The sequence below is a fragment of the Chromobacterium sp. FG22 genome (genome assembly GCF_057809415.1).
In genome coordinates this window covers 21148-38256 of the sequence record NZ_JBMDJX010000014.1, presented here as the reverse complement: position 1 = coordinate 38256, position 17109 = coordinate 21148, and the positions used below count along the sequence as shown (strand labels likewise).

Annotated in this window: 14 protein-coding genes; 7 read left to right on the top strand and 7 right to left on the bottom strand. The window is 64.1% G+C overall.

Annotated features, from left to right (window positions below):
* Positions 1-220: 220 nt before the first annotated feature.
* Positions 221-862: a pseudouridine synthase gene (locus ACODSD_RS14720; RefSeq protein WP_253314530.1), complete on the top strand. Its 642-nt coding sequence runs from the start codon at positions 221-223 to the stop codon at positions 860-862.
* 110 nt (positions 863-972) lie between these two features.
* Here ACODSD_RS14720 and ACODSD_RS14715 read toward each other — a convergent pair whose 3' ends face one another.
* Both ACODSD_RS14715 and mutS read right to left on the bottom strand, forming a co-directional pair.
* Complete coding sequence (locus tag ACODSD_RS14715; RefSeq protein WP_107800364.1) at positions 973-1398, bottom strand: hypothetical protein; 426 nt, start codon at positions 1396-1398, stop codon at positions 973-975.
* Between the two features lie 66 nt (positions 1399-1464).
* Positions 1465-4011: a DNA mismatch repair protein MutS gene (gene mutS / locus ACODSD_RS14710; protein WP_253314529.1), complete on the bottom strand. Its 2547-nt coding sequence runs from the start codon at positions 4009-4011 to the stop codon at positions 1465-1467.
* Between the two features lie 316 nt (positions 4012-4327).
* Here mutS and ACODSD_RS14705 point away from each other — a divergent pair, with 316 nt between their 5' ends.
* The 4 genes from ACODSD_RS14705 (at position 4328) to ugpQ (ending at position 8143) form a co-directional block, all read left to right on the top strand.
* The gene (locus ACODSD_RS14705) at positions 4328-4894 is read left to right on the top strand and encodes a GbsR/MarR family transcriptional regulator (RefSeq protein ID WP_107800362.1); all 567 of its coding nucleotides are present in this window, start codon (positions 4328-4330) and stop codon (positions 4892-4894) included.
* Between the two features lie 2 nt (positions 4895-4896).
* Positions 4897-6237: a cytochrome ubiquinol oxidase subunit I gene (locus tag ACODSD_RS14700; protein ID WP_227104710.1), complete on the top strand. Its 1341-nt coding sequence runs from the start codon at positions 4897-4899 to the stop codon at positions 6235-6237.
* On the top strand, positions 6234-7247 hold the full coding sequence (locus tag ACODSD_RS14695; protein ID WP_019100876.1) for a cytochrome d ubiquinol oxidase subunit II: 1014 nt from the start codon (positions 6234-6236) through the stop codon (positions 7245-7247). The genes ACODSD_RS14700 and ACODSD_RS14695 overlap by 4 nt, the downstream gene beginning before the upstream one ends.
* 137 nt (positions 7248-7384) lie before the next feature.
* Positions 7385-8143, top strand: a complete 759-nt coding sequence (ugpQ, locus tag ACODSD_RS14690) for a glycerophosphodiester phosphodiesterase (protein WP_488877687.1) — start codon at positions 7385-7387, stop codon at positions 8141-8143.
* Here ugpQ and ACODSD_RS14685 read toward each other — a convergent pair.
* Together ACODSD_RS14685 and ACODSD_RS14680 are read right to left on the bottom strand one after the other, a co-directional pair.
* A complete protein-coding gene (locus ACODSD_RS14685; RefSeq protein WP_488877686.1) occupies positions 8130-8834 on the bottom strand; it encodes a substrate-binding periplasmic protein in 705 nt (234 codons plus the stop codon). The genes ugpQ and ACODSD_RS14685 overlap by 14 nt on opposite strands.
* A 6-nt stretch (positions 8835-8840) precedes the next feature.
* On the bottom strand, positions 8841-10853 hold the full coding sequence (locus tag ACODSD_RS14680; protein WP_227104704.1) for a methyl-accepting chemotaxis protein: 2013 nt from the start codon (positions 10851-10853) through the stop codon (positions 8841-8843).
* Between the two features lie 563 nt (positions 10854-11416).
* On the opposite strand from ACODSD_RS14680, the gene ACODSD_RS14675 reads away from it, so the two are divergent.
* Complete coding sequence (locus ACODSD_RS14675) at positions 11417-12832, top strand: alanine/glycine:cation symporter family protein (RefSeq protein WP_107800357.1); 1416 nt, start codon at positions 11417-11419, stop codon at positions 12830-12832.
* A gap of 66 nt (positions 12833-12898) precedes the next feature.
* Here ACODSD_RS14675 and hemN read toward each other — a convergent pair whose 3' ends face one another.
* Positions 12899-14305: an oxygen-independent coproporphyrinogen III oxidase gene (hemN, locus tag ACODSD_RS14670; RefSeq protein ID WP_107800356.1), complete on the bottom strand. Its 1407-nt coding sequence runs from the start codon at positions 14303-14305 to the stop codon at positions 12899-12901.
* A gap of 109 nt (positions 14306-14414) precedes the next feature.
* Here hemN and fnr point away from each other — a divergent pair, with 109 nt between their 5' ends.
* Positions 14415-15161, top strand: a complete 747-nt coding sequence (gene fnr, locus ACODSD_RS14665; RefSeq protein WP_043590811.1) for a fumarate/nitrate reduction transcriptional regulator Fnr — start codon at positions 14415-14417, stop codon at positions 15159-15161.
* 59 nt (positions 15162-15220) lie between these two features.
* Here fnr and ACODSD_RS14660 read toward each other — a convergent pair whose 3' ends face one another.
* Positions 15221-16144 carry a DUF1853 family protein gene (locus ACODSD_RS14660; RefSeq protein ID WP_486635746.1) on the bottom strand — a complete coding sequence of 308 codons (924 nt, stop codon included), beginning with the start codon at positions 16142-16144 and terminating at the stop codon, positions 15221-15223.
* A complete protein-coding gene (locus tag ACODSD_RS14655) occupies positions 16134-16913 on the bottom strand; it encodes an RNA methyltransferase (RefSeq protein ID WP_107800354.1) in 780 nt (259 codons plus the stop codon). The genes ACODSD_RS14660 and ACODSD_RS14655 overlap by 11 nt, the downstream gene beginning before the upstream one ends.
* Positions 16914-17109 lie beyond the last annotated feature (196 nt).

Sequence of the window (17109 nt, the reverse complement as noted above, 5' to 3'; positions counted from 1 at the left end):
ACTCTCTGGCAATTTTCAAAAGCGAATTATACCTCTGTGCGCGCGCTTGGCTCGCAGCGCATTTGAACTTTTATGCTTGATAACTGCGCGGCGGCGGTTCGAATGCGAATTATAGGCCGCATCCGGCGCGTGCATGCGCCGGCTTCGCCGGCAAACTTGCGGCGCGCGGCGCGCGGCTCTTGTATCATTCGCCTCATTCTTTCTTGCCGCTCTTCACGCCATGTCCCGACTCATTCTGCTCAACAAGCCCTACGGCGTCATCTGTCAGTTTTCCGAGCATCCCAAGCATCCGACGCTCAAATCCTGCGTGCCCTTGCCGGGCGTGTATCCGGCGGGGCGGCTGGACACCGACAGCGAAGGCCTGTTGCTCTTGACCGGCGACGGGGAATTGCAGCACCGCATCGCCAATCCGCGCTGGAAACTGCCCAAGACCTATTGGGTGCAGGTGGAGGGGCTGATTCGCGAGGAGCAGCTGGAGCAGCTGCGCCGCGGCGTCGACCTGGGCGATTTCACCACCCAGCCGGCGCAGGCGCGGCGCATCGAGGCGCCCGCGCTGTGGGAGCGCACGCCGCCGGTGCGTTTTCGCAAGACGGTGCCGGACGGCTGGCTGGAGATCGTCATCAGCGAGGGCAAGAACCGCCAGGTGCGGCGCATGACCGCCAAGGTGGGGCTGCCGACGCTGCGCCTGGTGCGGGCGGCGATCGGGCCGTGGACGCTGGACGGCCTGCAGCCGGGGGACATGCGCGAGCTGGAGGTGGACCTTGCGGATTTGCCGCGGGTGTCGCAAGCTCAGCGCACCGCCAAGCCCGGCGCGCAGCCGCGCGGCGGCGGTTTTCGGCGCGGAGGCCCGCGCAAGCCTTGAACCGCACCCGAAGCGAGGCTTGCCTGGCGCCGACGGCGCAAAGAAAAACGGGGAAGCTTTCGCTTCCCCGTCCTGGGTGTCGCACGCGGCCCTGTTCTTTGGGCCTGCGCTTAGGCGCGGTGGCTGTCCTCGAAGTAGGCGATAGGCCCGGCGCTGGTTAAGCCGATGTGGAAGGTCGAGCTTTCCGGGAAGGTCTCGCCTATGCTTTCCGCGGCGCGCACGATCTCGTACAGCACTTCCACTTCCTTGAATTTTCGGGTGATGTTGTCATTGCCCAGCAACCAGGCCCGGATTTCCTCGGCATGCGGGTGGTTGTTTTCCAAGTCCAGCTGGCAGGCCGGCGTGCTGATCAGGCTGATCGCAGGCGGCATGCTGATGTCCAGTTGTTGCAATTGTTGGTTCGCCAGTTCGGCGAAGCTGGACAATTCGAGGTTGGCCCGCTCGCGGATGGAGGAAAGGGCAATGCTTCCATCGTCCGTGACCTGACTGAACAGCTGGACCAGGCCCGGGGCGGTGGCAGTGTTTTCAAGCGACATTGTTGTTGCTCCTGTCTCGGATGTTACCTTCTAGTAATATAGGAAACGTCCCCGGGTCTGGCCTGGTCATTTGGCCAGTTTCTTTAATTCATAGAGCAGAGCTTGCGCTTCCCGTGGCGAGAGATCGTCTAGATCGACCTCCAGAAGGCGTTCGACCGCGGGATTCGGTTCCGGTTCCACGTTTGCCGTCGTGGGTAAACTGATAAATAGGTCTGGCTGCACGCGGCTGGCGGAGTGGTTCTCCAGTTCGGTCAGATAGCGGCGCGCTTCCCGGATCACTTTGCCGGGCACGCCGGCCAACTGGGCCACCGCCAGGCCGTAGCTCTGGCTGGCCGGACCTTCCTCCACATGGTGGAGGAACACGATGCGGTCCTTGTGCTCCACCGCGGACAGATGGACGTTGGCGACGCTGGGATATTCGCTTTCCAGGCTGGTCAGCTCGAAATAATGGGTGGCGAACAGCGTATAGGCGCGGCTTTTCTCTATCAGCGCCTTGGCGATGGCCCAGGCCAGCGCCAGGCCGTCGAAAGTGGAGGTGCCGCGGCCCACTTCATCCATCAGCACCAGCGAGTGTTCGGTGGCGTTGTTGAGGATGTTGGCGGTTTCCGTCATTTCCACCATGAAGGTGGAGCGGCCGCCGGCCAGGTCGTCCGAGGCGCCGATGCGGGTGAAGATGCGGTCTATCGGCCCGATCACCGCGCGTTGGGCCGGCACGAAGCTGCCGACGTGAGCCATCAGGGTGATCAGCGCGTTCTGGCGCATATAGGTGGATTTACCGCCCATGTTCGGGCCGGTGATCAGCAGCAGTTTGCGGGTGTCGGACAGCCGGGTGTCGTTGGCGATGAAGCGCTCCACCTCCGCCTCCACCACCGGGTGGCGGCCTTCGATGATTTCCAGCCGCGGTTCGGCGACGAATTCCGGCTCCACGTAGTTGTTGACGCTGGCGCGCTCGGCGAAGGCGGACAGCACGTCCAGCCCGGCCACCGCCTGGGCGATCAGCTTCAGGTCGGGGATGTGCGGCGCCAGCTGGTCCAGCAGGTCTTCGTACAACTGCTTTTCCAGCGCCAGCGCGCGGTCCTGCGCCGACAGCGCCTTGTCTTCGAATTCCTTCAGTTCCGGCGTGATGTAGCGTTCGGCGTTCTTCAGCGTCTGGCGGCGGCGGTAATCGTCCGGCACCTTGTCGCCCTGGGCCTTGGTGACTTCGATGTAGAAGCCGTGCACGCGGTTGAATTCCACTTTCAGCGTGGGAATGCCGGTGCGTTCCTTCTCGCGCGCTTCCAGCGCCAGCAAGAAGGCGCCGCAGTCGGTCTGGATCGCGCGCAATTCGTCCAGCGTGGCGTTGAGGCCGTGGTTGATCACGCCGCCGTCGCGCAGGAAGGTGGAGGGCTCGGGCAGGATGGCCTGGCTGAGCATGGTTTCCACCGGGGAGTCGTCCGGCAGCAGACGCGCCAGCTCGCCCAGCAGCTCGGCGTCCAGGCCGGCGGCCAGCCGCTTGACGCCGGTCAGCGCCTTCAGCGAATCGCGCAGCGCGGCCAGATCGCGCGGGCGGGCGCTGCGCAGCGCGATGCGGGCGGTGATGCGTTCGATGTCCGCCACTTCGCGCAGCTGGGCGTGGGCGTCGTCGTAGGCCGGCAGCAGGGCGCGCACCGCTTCCAGCCGGCGCGCCAGCTTGCCGTGGCTACGGATGGGGTGATGCAGCCAATGGCGCAGCAGACGGCTGCCCATGCTGGTGGCGCAGCCGTCCAGCAGCGAGGCCAGAGTCGGCGACGGTTCGCCGCGTATGGTTTCGGTCAGTTCCAGGTTGCGGCGGGTGGCGCCGTCCATGCGTATCAGTTCGCCGGCGTCTTCCACCGCCAGATTGGCGATGTGGGCCGGGTTCACGCTCTGGGTGGTCTTGACGTATTCCAGCAGCGCGCCGGCGGCGCCCACCGCCACCGGCAGGGTGTCGGCGCCGAAGCCGGCCAGGTCGCGGGTGCCGAAGTGCCGGGTCAGCGTCATCTGCGCCGATTCGATGTCGAACTGCCACGGCGGCAGCTTTTTCTTGGGCGCGGCCACGGTTTCGAACACATTAAGGCCGGTGTCGTCCGGAATCACCAGCTCGGCCGGTTTCAAGCGTTCCAGCTCGCTGTGCAGATCGTCCACCCGGGTCTGCAGCACTTTGAATTCGCCGCTGGCGAGGGATAGCCAGGCCAGGCCCAGCACGCCCTTGACCATGTTCACCGCCAGCACCAGGTTGTCGCGCTTGTCGTCCAGCAGCGCGGCGTCGGTCAGCGTACCGGGGGTGACGATGCGCACCACCTTGCGTTCCACCGGACCCTTGGACAGGGCCGGATCGCCGATCTGTTCGGCGATGGCGACGGATTCGCCCATCTTGACCAGGCGCGCCAGATACCCTTCCGCGGCGTGATAGGGCACGCCGGCCATCTTGATCGGATTGCCGCCGCTGGCGCCGCGTGTGGTCAGGGTGATGTCGAGCAAGCGAGCCGCCTTCTCCGCGTCCTCATAGAACAGTTCGTAGAAGTCCCCCATGCGATAGAACACCAGCTTGTCGGCGTGTTCGCGTTTGATGGCCAGGTATTGCTGCATCATCGGGGTGTGTTGGGGCGTGCTCATCGGCTATGGGCTCTTATGTTTTCAATGGACAACAGGATGCCGCGGCCGCGGCCCGCGGATCAAGGCCGCGCGGGCGCCGGGCATCCCTGATTAAAGATTTCAGCCCCGCGCGGGGCGGGGCTTTGGAGAGTCGGCGCTATTTTAGCGCAGCCCGACAGCGGCGTCAGCCGCGCCGGGCATGGGCGTCGCAATGCGGTTTGCATGAGACGGCGTCTTGTCAAGCGAGCCGCTCAACGATGGTTGTGATTGACTTGGTTTCATTGCGAATTTATGATTTATATCAAAGTTTCAGAAATTCCTGAAAATTGAGAACGTCATGAATCTATCGCCACTCGTCCAGTCTTTCGTGCTGCATTTCGGTGAAATGGGCAGCCGCTGGGGCATCAATCGCACCGTCGGGCAGATCTACGCGCTGCTATATGTATCTGAGAAGCCGCTGAACGCGGATGAAATCGCCGAAAGCCTGAGCTTCTCGCGCTCCAACGTCAGCATGGGACTCAAGGAGCTGGAGTCCTGGCGCCTGGTCCGGCTGCAGCACTTTCCCGGCGACCGCCGCGAATATTTCTCCACGCCCGACGATGTGTGGGCCATCTTTAAGACCCTGGCCGAGGAGCGCAAAAAGCGCGAGGTGGAGCCCACGCTGACCATGTTGCGCGGCGCCATCATGGAGAAGCCGGCCAGCGACGCGGAACGCCACGCGCAGCAGCGGATGAAGGAGATGCACCAGTTGATCGAACTGGTGACCACCTGGTTTTCCGACATCCAGCACATGGACGTGGAGACCTTGCAACGCTTGATGAAACTGGGCTCGCAGGTGCAGAAGATCCTGCAGTTCACCCACTCGCTTTCGAAACTGACCAGTCGCGACGGCGACAGGGAGTAGCTATGGACTTTGACCCGCTGGTATTGGCGCGCATTCAGTTCGGCGCCAATATTTCCTTCCACATCTTGTTTCCCACCATCAATATCGCGATGGGCTGGGTGCTGCTGTTCTTCAAACTGCGCTATCTCAAGACCGGCCAGCAGGGCTGGATGGACGCCTACGGCTTCTGGGTGAAGATTTTCGCGCTGTCCTTCGCGCTGGGCGTGGTCAGCGGCGTGACCATGAGCTTCCAGTTCGGCACCAACTGGCCGGGCTATATGCAGACGGTGGGCAATATCGCCGGTCCCTTGCTGGCTTACGAAATCCTGACCGCCTTCTTCCTGGAGGCCACCTTCCTCGGCGTGATGCTGTTCGGCCGTTCCAGGGTGTCGGAGCGGGTGCATACCTGGGCCACCTTCCTGGTCGCCTTCGGCAACACGGTGTCGGCGTTCTGGATCCTGGCCTTGAATTCCTGGATGCAGACTCCGGCCGGCTTCAAGATGGTGGACGGCAAGGCGGTGGTGACCAGCTGGCTGGAGGTGATCTTCAATCCTTCGCTGCCTTACCGGCTGACCCATATGCTGATCGCTTCCGGCCTGACCACGGCCTTCCTGGTGGCCGGCCTGTCCGCTTATCGCCGGCTGAAGGGCGACCGCAGCGACGGCGCCAAGATGGCCTTGAAAACCGGCGTGATCACCGCTGCCTTGCTGATTCCGCTGCAGATCTTCGTGGGCGACATGCACGGCCTGAACACCTTCAAGCATCAGCCGGCCAAGCTGGCGGCGATTGAAGGCGTCTGGCATACCGAGAAGGGCGCGCCTCTGTTGCTGTTCGCGCTGCCCAACGCGGAAACGCGGCAGAACGATATGGCGGTGGGCATTCCCAAACTGGCCAGCCTGATCATCACCCACGATCCCAACGGCGAGATCCGCGGCCTCAACGAGTTCGCCCAGCATCCGCCGGTGGGCAAGGTGTTCTGGAGTTTCCGAGTGATGGCGGGCGTCGGCGCGCTGATGCTGCTGGTGTCCTGGCTGGCCTGTTGGCAACTGCGCCGTCGCGGCCAGCTGGCGCCGCTGATGCTGCGGGCGCTGGTGGGCATGACCTTCGCCGGTTGGGTGGCGACCCTGGCCGGCTGGTACGTGACCGAGATCGGCCGTCAGCCGTGGCTGGTGGAAGGGGTGCTGACCACCGCGCAGGCGGCGGGTCCGGCGACCGGAGGCATGGTGGCGTCCACCCTGGCGATGTATCTGGGTCTATACCTGGTGTTGCTGACCGCCTATGTGTCGGTCTTGTTCTATATGGCCGGCAAGGCTGCCGGGCAGTCCGGCGGCGAAGCCGCGCATCTCGAGGAGAAACTGGCATGAGTGGCGCTGTGTATTGGTTGCCGGTGGTGTTCGCCGGCCTGATGGCCCTGGCCATGCTGATTTACGTGGTGCTGGACGGTTACGATCTGGGCGTGGGCCTGCTGCTGCCCTTCGCCGAGGACGACGAGAAGGACATGATGATCGCGTCTATCGGTCCGTTCTGGGACGCCAACGAAACCTGGCTGGTGCTGGGCGTGGGCCTGTTGCTGGTGGGCTTCCCGCTGGCGCACGGCATCATCCTGGGCGAACTCTATCTGCCGGTGGCGCTGATGCTGGCCGGCTTGATCGTGCGCGGCGTGGCTTTCGATTTCCGCGTCAAGGCGCGCGAACCGCACAAGCCGTGGTGGAACGTCGCCTTCGCCTGTGGTTCCCTGTTGGCGGCGTTGACCCAGGGCGTGATGCTGGGCCGCTATCTGACCGGTTTCGCCGAAGGCTGGCTGGCCTGGGGTTTCGCCTTGCTGGCCGGCATCGGCCTGGCGGCGGCCTATACGTTGTTGGGCGCCGGCTGGCTGATCATGAAAACCAGCGGCGCCTTGCAGGCCAAGGCGGTGGCCTGGGCGCGGCGCAGCCTGGCCGGCGCCGGCCTGTCGGTGCTGCTGGTGTCGGCGGCCACGCCGCTGGCCAGCAGCCATATCGCCGCCAAGTGGTTCGCCTTGCCGGAGTTCCTGCTGTTGCTGCCGCTGCCCTTGGGTTGCATCGTGTTGTTCGCCACTTTGTGGGTGATCCTGCCGCGGCTGGCGGTGCGCCAGGCGGCAGGCAACGACAATTGGTGCTGGGCGCCGTTCGCCTGCACCGTCGGCATCGTGCTGTTGTCGTTCTGGGGCCTGACCTATAGCGTGTTCCCGGAGGTGGTGATCGGCCGGCTGAACATCTGGCAGGCGGCCAGCGACACCGCGGCGCTGTGGGTGATCTTCTGGGGCGCGGCGGTGGTGCTGCCGGTGATTCTGCTGTACACGGCCTTCGTCTATCGGGTGTTCCACGGCAAGGCCAATGCGCTGACTTACCAATAAGCTTGCGATTTCCGTCCTTGACGAAGCCGCCTTTGCCGAGCAGAGGCGGCTTTTGCCATACTGGAAGCGCGTCATCCGCCTGCAATCCGCGTCGGCGACAATGACGCCTTTTGTCCGAGGTCCGCAAGGAAGCGCCCATGTCCCAGTCCACGTCCGGCCGGCAATGGCCTTATCCCCGCTTCATCGCCCATCGCGGTGGCGGCGTCCTGGCGCCGGAGAACACCCTGGCGGGATTTCGCGAAGGCTTGCGCTACGGCTACCGCGGCGCGGAATGCGATGTGAAGCTGTCCGCGGACAATGTCTGCTTTCTGCTGCACGACGACACGGTGGAGCGCACCAGCAACGGCCGCGGCGCGGCGGCGGCGATGTGCATGGCGCAATTGGCGCGGCTGGACGCCGGCGGCTGGAAGGGCGCGGCTTTTGCCGGCGAGCCGATGCCGACGCTGGACAATGTCGCCGCTTATTGCCTTGCGCACGGCATCGCCTTGAACATCGAGATCAAACCCTGCCCGGGACGGGAGGCGGACACCGGCGCGGCGGTGGCGGCGGAAGCCGCGCGGCTATGGGCCGGCGTCGCACAGCCGCCCTTGCTGTCGTCTTTTTCCGACGAGGCGCTGCGCGCCGCGCGCGACGCCGCGCCGCGTCTGCCGCGCGCCTGGCTGGTGGAGCAGGCGCCGGCGGACTGGGAGGCGCGTTTGCGCGAGCTGGCTTGTATTGCGCTGCACTGTGATCACCAGAGCTTGAACGCTGAGCTGAGCGCCGAGATCAAGCGAGCCGGCTTTCAATTGCTGTGCTACACGGTGAACCGGCCGGCCGACGCCGAGCGCTTGCTGGCCTGGGGCGTGGACAGCGTCTGCACGGATCGCTTGGATTTGCTGCGGCCTATTTCAGATTGAAAGCCTTGAAGCTCCCGTCCGCCTTCATCGTCAGGATGGCGTGGTTCAGCCGTTGCATGGCGTCGTCGCTCAATTGAGGATGGCAGGCGAAATAGATGTCCGTCTCATTCACCACCAGGGCGACGCGCGGCGTCGCCATTTTCATTTTGTCGGCCATGCCCTGTATGCCCACATCCAGCGTGGCCAGCAAGTCGATGCGGCCCAACTGCAGTTTGCGCAGGCTGGTTTCCAAGTCCGCGCTTTCGTCCAGCGCCCAGCCCTGTTGTCTTAGCCGGCTGGCCACGGCGGTGCCGCGCACGGCGCCGATGTGGAATTGCCGGGCCTGCTCCGCCTTGTCGAAGCGGCGGGTCTCGTCTTGACGCGCCAGCAGCACCAGTCGCAGGCGGATGATGGGCTCGCTCCAGCGGAACAGCGCCTCGCGTTCGGGAAAGCGGGCGGCGGTCAGGCAGGTGTCCGGGGTGTGCCGGACCAGCAGCACCGCGCGGGCGGTGGGGTAGGGCGCGAACTTGAACGGCAGGTCGGCGCGTTGCGACAGCGCGCGCATCAGGTCGATGGCGGCGCCGGAGACGCGTTGCTGATCGGCTGACACTTCGATGATGGGGGGCTGAGGGCTGACCAGTATGGTCAGCCCGGCCGCCGCGGCCGGCGCCGGGGCCAGCGCCGCAATCCCCAGCCACAGCAGGCGCCGCATCGCGGCCTAGACGCTGAAGCGGCCGGCGAGCTGGCCCAGCCGCTGCGACACCGACTGCAGTTCGCCGGCGGTCTGCGCGCTGGCTTCGACGGCGCTGGCGTTGGTTTCCGACATCCGCGCCACGCTCTCCACGTTTTGAGCCAGGGACTGGCTGGCGCTGCTCTGTTCCTTCAGCCCCTGAGTGATTTGATGGATGCTGTCCAGCACCTGGTCCACGCATTGGCGGATGGAGGCGATGCTGGCGCCGGCGTTGCGGGTGTTTTCCTGGCCTTGCATGATGGCGCTCATGCCGGTTTGCATATTGGCGATGGCCTGCTGCGAGGTGCGCTGGATGTCGGAGACGATGGTGCTGATCTCGGTGGTGGATTGCGCGGTGCGTTCCGCCAGCTTGCGCACCTCGTCGGCCACCACGGCGAAGCCGCGGCCTTGTTCGCCGGCGCGGGCGGCTTCAATGGCGGCGTTCAGCGCCAGCAGATTGGTTTGGTCGGCGACATCGCGGATCACATCGACGATGCTGGCGATGGACTCCGATTGCTGGCCCAGCGCGCCTATGGTTTCCGAGGCCGAGGACACGTCGCGCACGATGCTGTCCATGCTGGCGCTGGCGTCGTGGATGATGGCGTTGCCCTCGCTGGATTGGCTGACCGCGGCGCGCGAGAGTTGATTGGCTTGTTCCGATTGCTCGGCGCTGACCATCAGGCTGGTGCTCAACTGTTCGATCGCCGCCGCCATGCTGGCCGCCGCCTGAGTTTGCTTGGTGCTGCTGTGGGACACGTTCTGGGCGCTTTGCGCCATCTGGTCGGCGGCCGAATTGACTTCGCGCGAGGTGTCCAGCAACTGGGTCACGGTGTCGCGCAATTGGTCGCGCATCTGGCCGATGGAGGCGAGCAAGCTGCTACGGTCCTGTTCGCGCAACTGGATGCGGGTGCCCAGCTGGCCGGCGGCCAATTGCTCGACCACGCTTTGAACGTAGAAAGGCTCGCCGCCCAGTTGCAGGGTGATGGACAGATAGAGCTGGTGGAACAGGAAGCTGGCCAGCAGCATGGCGGCCAGGCCGATGCCGATGTAGAAATTGCGCTGGGCCTGCATCCGTTCGATGCGGGCTTGCAGCAGCGTGTCCAGATTGTTCAGCGTCACGTCGCCGAAGCGGGCGCCGATCTCGGCGTTTTTCGCCGCCATGCCGCTCACCGCCAAGGCCGCGCCGGTTTGGCCGGCGATGGCCTTGTCTATGGCCGCGCCCTGGCCTTGATGAAACGCGGCCAAGGCCTGGGATTCGGCGTTCAGCGCGGTCTTCAGCGCCGGATTGTAGGCCAGCGCCTTGGCCAGATCGCCATTCAAGCCGTCCAGCGCGCCGTTGATCAGCGGGCGCAGTTCCACCAGGCGGTCGCGTTCCGCCGGCGTCAGCGCCTGGCCGGCTTCCGGTTTGGCGGCCCAGGCCAGCGCTTCGCCGATGTAGTTGCTCAGCGAGGGCAGCTTGGCGGTGGCGGCGTCCATCAGGTAATAGCTGTCGATGTCCGGGTCCAGCGTCAGATTGGAATTGTCGCTGGCGGCGCCGAGCAGGGCGTTGAGTTTGTCCGCTGTGCTGTCGAAGCTGGCGATCACTTGCGGCGGCGGCGCCGCGCCTATCCGCGACAGCGTGCCTCGCGCGGCGCTGGCGGTTTTCCAGGCCTCGTCGGTTTGCAGGATGGCGCCGTATTGTTCATGGGCGCTTTGCAGCCGGTTCCAGCCTTGCTCCAACTGCGCCTGCGCCGCCGGCAGCGCCGCCTTGGCGGCGGCCTCGCCCTGCGCCGCTCGCACGGCCAGATCCTGAGCTTGTTCCAGCGCGCCCAGCAGGTGATGCAGCGGCTGGATGTAGGACACGCCGACTCTTTCTTTTTGCGAAAAGTCGATATTGTCCTGATTGGTTCGATACAGACCGTACACCATATAGAGTAAGGCGACGGCAAAGACCGCGCCGATCAGCGCAAAGCGGCTGGGGTAGCTCAAGCGCTGCATCAGCCTTACCACGGGCGTTGTCATGATTTCGCTCCTGACTGTGGCGGCGACGCCCGCAATGTGAACGTCTACCGCGCCAGTTCCAGAATAGGCAATTTTCACGGACTGCGATTGCCGCATGAAATGCGATGGCTGGGCTGAAGCGCCGCGTATCAGTTCATTGCGGGCGGGAGCATGAGCTTTGCCTTGTCTGGCGTATGCAGGCAACCGGCCATAATGCTTAAGTCATCAAAAATGACTTTTGATTGTTTTGTGCTTGGATAAATAGGCCGCTCTCTGGATAGGATCAATGACAAAGGCGTGTCCGGGCGCGACGGAAAGCCGGCTGGCGCGGCTTTGGCCGATGGCGTCCGGCATTGCCAGCAATCACTCTATTTTGCTAAATTCGCCGGGTTTCGCATCAAAACAGTCTGACGAAGCGGTGTCCCGAAGCAGGCGGCCTGACGGCTGCGGGGAGCTGTCTCGTCAAGACCGCAACCCTCGAGCCCGGCGCCAAGATCGGGACGGGGTCAATCTTCCAGTCTGAAATCCTTCCGGCGCGCGTCGCCCATTTCCAGATTGCCACGCTCAGAGCTTTAAGAGGATCCATGGACTTGCTTCATTCGTTTATCAATGCCGCCAATGATGTGATTTGGGGCAAGATGCTGATCGGCCTGTTGCTGGCCGTCGGCTTGTATTTCTCGTTGCGTTCCGGCCTGTTGCAGCTGAGGCTGTTCGCGCGCGGCTGGCGCGAAATGATGGGCGGCCGCGGCGGCCATCGCAGTAAGGACGATATTTCGCCGTTCCAGGCTTTCGCCACCGGCCTCGCCAGCCGGGTGGGCACCGGCAATATCGCCGGCGTGGCCATCGCCATTGCCGCCGGCGGCCCCGGCGCGGTGTTCTGGATGTGGCTGACCGCCATGCTGGGCATGGCCAGCGCTTTCGCCGAATCGACTTTGGCGCAGCTGTTCAAGACCAATCACCATGACGACACCTTCCGCGGCGGCCCGGCCTACTACATCCAGAAAGGCCTGGGGCAACGCTGGCTGGGCGTGATCTTCGCCCTGTGTCTGATCCTGGCCTTCGGCCTGGTGTTCAACGCGGTGCAGGCCAACTCCATCGTGGCGGCCACCGAGGGCGCCTGGGGCTGGAACCGCTATATGGTGGGCATCGCCCTGGTGGTGATGACCGCCCCCATCATTTTTGGCGGCGTGCGCTCGGTGGCGCGGGTGGCCGAGTGGCTGGTGCCGGTGATGGCGGCCATTTATCTGCTGATGACCTTCTATGTCTTGGCGGCGCACGCGGCCGAGCTGCCGGGTTTGATCGTGTTGATCGTCAAGAGCGCCTTCGGTCTGGAGCAGGCGGCGGGCGGCTTCGCCGGCTATGCGGTGAGCCAGGCGATGATGCTGGGCATCAAGCGCGGCCTGTTCTCCAATGAGGCGGGCATGGGCTCCGCCCCCAACGCGGCGGCGACGGCGACTTCGCGTCACCCGGCGAGCCAGGGCGCGATCCAGATGTTCGGCGTCTTCATCGACACCATGGTGATCTGTACCGCCACCGCCGCCATCATTCTGTTGTCCGGCGTGTATGACCAGGGTTTGAGCGGCGTGGCGCTGACGCAGAAGGCGATCGAATCGCAGTTCGGCCCGATAGGCGCGTCCTTCCTGGCGGTGGCGATGTTCCTGTTCGCCTTTTCCACCATCATCGGCAATTACGCTTACGCCGAGGGCAATGTCGAATTCATCCGCAGCAATAAGGGGATCTTGCTGGCCTTCCGTCTGATCGTGCTGGCGATGGTGATGTTCGGCGCGGTGGCCAGCCTGCCGCTGGTGTGGGATATGGCTGACTTTGCCATGGGCCTGATGGCGCTGATCAATCTGGTGGCCATCGTGCTGCTGTCGCGTTATTTCTTCATTGTGCTGAAGGATTACGAGCGTCAGCTGAAGCGGGGCGAGTCCACCCCGGTGTTCAAGGTGGCGGATTACCCGGAACTGGCCGCCAAGGTAGAAAAAGACATCTGGTAAGCCGCGTCCGGCTCCAACGATAAACAGCCCGCGTCCAGACGCGGGCTGTTTTGTTGCTAGCCCCGTTCAAATGGTCTTGGAGTAGCGCGCCTGGGTGCGGCGCTCCCGCAGGTGGCGGTCGAAGATCATCGCGATATTGCGGATCAGGAAGCGGCCCTTGGGCTCCACCATGATGAAGTCGCCGTCGAAGGACAGCAGGCCCAGTTGCTGGTATTCGCGGATCTGCGGCAGTTCTTCGGCGAAGTACTCGGCGAAGTTGATGCCGTGGATCTCTTCCAGCGCCTCCACCGACAGCGAGAAGCGACACATCAGGCCCTGGATGATGCTGCGGCGCAGGATGTCGTCATTGTCCAGCGTCAGCCCGCGCAACACCGGCAGATGGCCGCTGTCCAGCGCCGCGTAATAACTGTCCAAGTCCTTGGCGCTCTGGCTGTAACAGGGGCCGACCTTGCCGATGGAGGACACGCCAAGACCGATCATGTCGCAGTCCGCATGGGTGGAGTAACCCTGGAAATTGCGTTGCAGCCGGCCCTGGCGCAGGGCGGAGGCCAGTTCGTCGTCCGGCTTGGCGAAGTGATCCATGCCGATGAAGACATAGCCGGCGTCGGCCAGGCGCTGCACCGAGTCCTGCAGGATGTCCAGCTTGGTTTCCGGCGAGGGCAGATCGGCCTCGTTGATGCGCCGCTGCGGCATGAACACGGTGGGCAGGTGGGCGTAGTTGTACAGCGCCAGCCGGTCCGGCCCGATGGCGATCACCTTGTCCAGCGTGCGGCGCACCGATTCCCGGGTCTGCAGCGGCAGGCCGTAGATCAGGTCGACGCTGACGGACTTGAAGCCGGCGTCGCGCGCGGCCTGGATCACCTCCAGCGTTTCCTCTTCGGACTGCACCCGGTTCACCGCCTGCTGCACCGCCGGTTCAAAGTCCTGAATCCCGACGCTGATGCGGTTGAAGCCGAGTTCGGCCAGTTTGAAGATTGTCGCCGCGCTGACTTTGCGCGGGTCTATTTCTATGGAATACTCCCCCTCCTTCAAGAACTCGAAATGAGTCTTGAGCAAGGTCATCAATCGTTCCAGTTGCGCGTCGGACAAGAAAGTGGGGGTGCCGCCGCCGAAATGCAGCTGTATCACTTGCTCGCGGCGGCCCAGACAGGAGGCGATCATGCGGACCTCCTTCTCCAGGTAGTCCAGGTACAAGTCCGCTTTGCCGCTGTCCTTGGTGATGATCTTGTTGCAACCGCAGTAGTAGCAGATAGTGTTGCAAAAAGGTATATGAGCGTACAATGATAAAGGTTTCCGGTTGGCGCCGATGCTGCGCTGCCGTAGCCAGTGGATGTAGTCTCTTTCGGCAAAACCCGGCGTAAAGCGATCCGCTGTCGGGTATGACGTATATCTAGGACCTGTCCCGTCGAGGCGCTCAATCAGCGCGCGGTCGAATTCAAAATGGGCAGGAGAAAATGGGTGGGTGGTCTTCATGTCGTATTTGGATGGCAAAACCTCTGGTGGACTGGTAAATTTGCGGAAATCCTGCGAATTTCGCTTTGATAAGGGTCAAGCTTCATCGCAAGCTTGTACTAAACATGCCATGTCCGATCAGAACCATATCTCTTTGCATAACCTGAAGGTCTCCTGCTCCAACTGCAGCCTGAAGGAACTTTGTCTACCTGTGGGGCTTAACCGCGAGGAGCTGACCCAGCTCGACGCGGTGATCCGCCAAAGCCGCCGTTTGAAGCGCGGCGAGTACTTGTTCCGCAGCGGCGAAGGCTTCCGTTCGCTGTTCGCGGTGCGCACCGGCTTCTTCAAGACCAGCGTCGCCAGCCAGGACGGCCGCGAGCAGGTCACCGGCTTCCATATGTCCGGCGAACTGATGGGCCTGGACGGCATTTCCGCCAATGTGCACGGCTGCGACGCCATCGCGCTGGAGGACAGCGAGGTGTGCGAGCTGCCGTTCAGCCGCATGGAGAGCCTGGGCCGCGAAATTCCCACCCTGCAGCACCATTTCTACCGTCTGATGAGCCGCGAGATCGTTCGCGATCAGAATGTAATGTTGTTATTGGGCAACATGAAGGCGGAAGAGCGCCTGGCCGCCTTCCTGCTCAATCTGTCGCAGCGTCTGTCCACCCGCGGCTTCGCCGCCAACGACTTCATCCTGCGCATGAGCCGCGAGGAAATCGGCAGCTTCCTCGGCCTGAAGCTGGAAACCGTCAGCCGCACGCTGTCCAAGTTCCAGCAGCAAGGCTGGATCACCGTCGATCACAAGCACATCCAACTGGTGATGGTGGACGAATTGAAGGCGCTGATTTCCGGCTGCGCTCACGCCAACGGACATTGATTCCGCCGCGCGGGCGGACAGATGGAAAACGCAAGGCAAGCCCTCGGGCTTGCCTTTTTTCATGGGGCCGGCGCGCAGTCCGCGATTTGCAGCAGCAGCCGCGACAGCGGCGCTTCCTGAGGCCAGCCCGGCGGCACGGCGAAGCCGCGGGCCACTTCATGCCAGTCGCCGTCGGGGCCGGGCTGCAGTTCGGCCAGCAGCTGCGGCGCCTCGGCCTGTTCCAGGCGCGCGCGCAGTTCCGCCGCGTCGGCGGTGTGTTCCCGCGAGCGGCGCGCCGGCGCCAGCCAACTGAGCCTGGGCAGCCAGGCCCAGCGCGAATCCGCATTCAACGCCGGCCAGTCGCCGCGCAGCGGCCAGTATTGCCCGTACAGCGGCTGGGCGCCGGGCGGCGCTTCCGGCGCGGTGTCGCGGGCGTGGAACAGCCAGCCGCTGAGCCGGGCGCCGACCGCGCAGCCCTCAAAGCCCGCCGGCAGCGTCGCTTGCGCCGCCGGGTGGCGGGACAGGCGCAGCTGGGTTTGCAGTTTATGGGCTTTCAGCGCCCAGGCGTCGCGCAGGCTGGGGCCGGTCAAGGTGTCCGCGCTGCGGCCCAGTTGCAGATAGAACTTGCTGGCGGCTTCCAGATGCAGCGGTTGGCCGTCTAGGCGCAGCAGGAAGTCGAACTCGCCGACGGTGCGGCCGTCCGGCGCGCGCACCGGCAGATTGCTGGCCACCAGTTCGATGTGCGGCGCCAGCCGGAACCAGAAGGACAGCAGCCGTTCCGCGTAATGGCCCAGACGGCGGGTGGGCTGGCGCGCCAGCCAGTGCTGAAGTTCGGCAGGATCGGCGTCCAGCGTTTGCAGCAAGGCCGGGCCGTCGGCCCCCAGCAGCCGCTGCGGCGGGATGTCCGCGCCGCTGCGCCAGGGAGAGGGCGCGGAGAGCAGAAAAGCCAGATCGCGCACCGCCGGGTGCGCGTAGGGCAGGGTGAATAGCGGCTTATTCGCCATCCTGTCCGGGCGCGTCGCGGCGGACTTCGCCGTCGGCGGCGCGCTGCACCTGTTTGAGGAAGCCGCGCAGGATGTCGATTTCCTCGCGCAGCAGGCCGGCGCGGTTGAACAGGGTGCGCATCCGGCGCATCATCCGTTCGCTGTTGCGGCGGCGGAAATAGCCTATCTTGTCCATGGTCTGTTCCAGGTGGCCGCAGAAGCCCTCCACCTCGCCCAGCGCCGCCGCGTCGCTGTCGGCGCGCAGATAGTCGACGTCCACGCCGGTGTGGCTGAACAGTTCGTAAGTCATCACCTGCACCGCCATCGCCAGATTCAGCGAGAAGTAGTCCGGGTTGCCGGGGATGGTCACCAGGCGGTTGCATTGTTCGACTTCTTCAATGGACAGGCCGAAGGTCTCGTTGCCGAACACCAGGGCCACCTGTTCGCCGGCGCGGGCGCGCGCCACCAGTTCCGGCGTGGTCTGGCGCGGGGTGGACAGCGGGGTGGTCAGCTCGCGACGGCGGCTGGTCAGCGCGCAGGCGATGGTGACGTCTTGCAAGGCCTCGGCCAGGCTGGACACCACGGTGGCCTGCTCCAGAAGATCCACCGCGCCGGAGGCCAGCGTATTGGCCTCGTCGCTGGGAAACACTTTGGGTTCAACCAGATACAGCCGGCTCAGGCCCATGGTTTTCATCGCCCGGGCGGCGGAGCCGATATTGCCCGGATGGTTGGGGCGGGCCAACACGATGCGAATGTTTTTCAGAAAATCAGGTACTTGGGGTTTATTCATCAGCAGTTTCACATTAAAATAGCCGGCTTATCGAAAAGCCCGCGCGCCGTTTTGCGCGCAAGGCCAGCGTTTGCCGGATTGGGCAGGCGTGTCGCCTTGCCCGATTGCGCCGGGTTTTTCTTGTTCCTTAACCCAGATTGTTACTAGCAGACGTCGCGTCATGTGGCGGACGTCTGTCATGGTTGAAAGTGTAGAG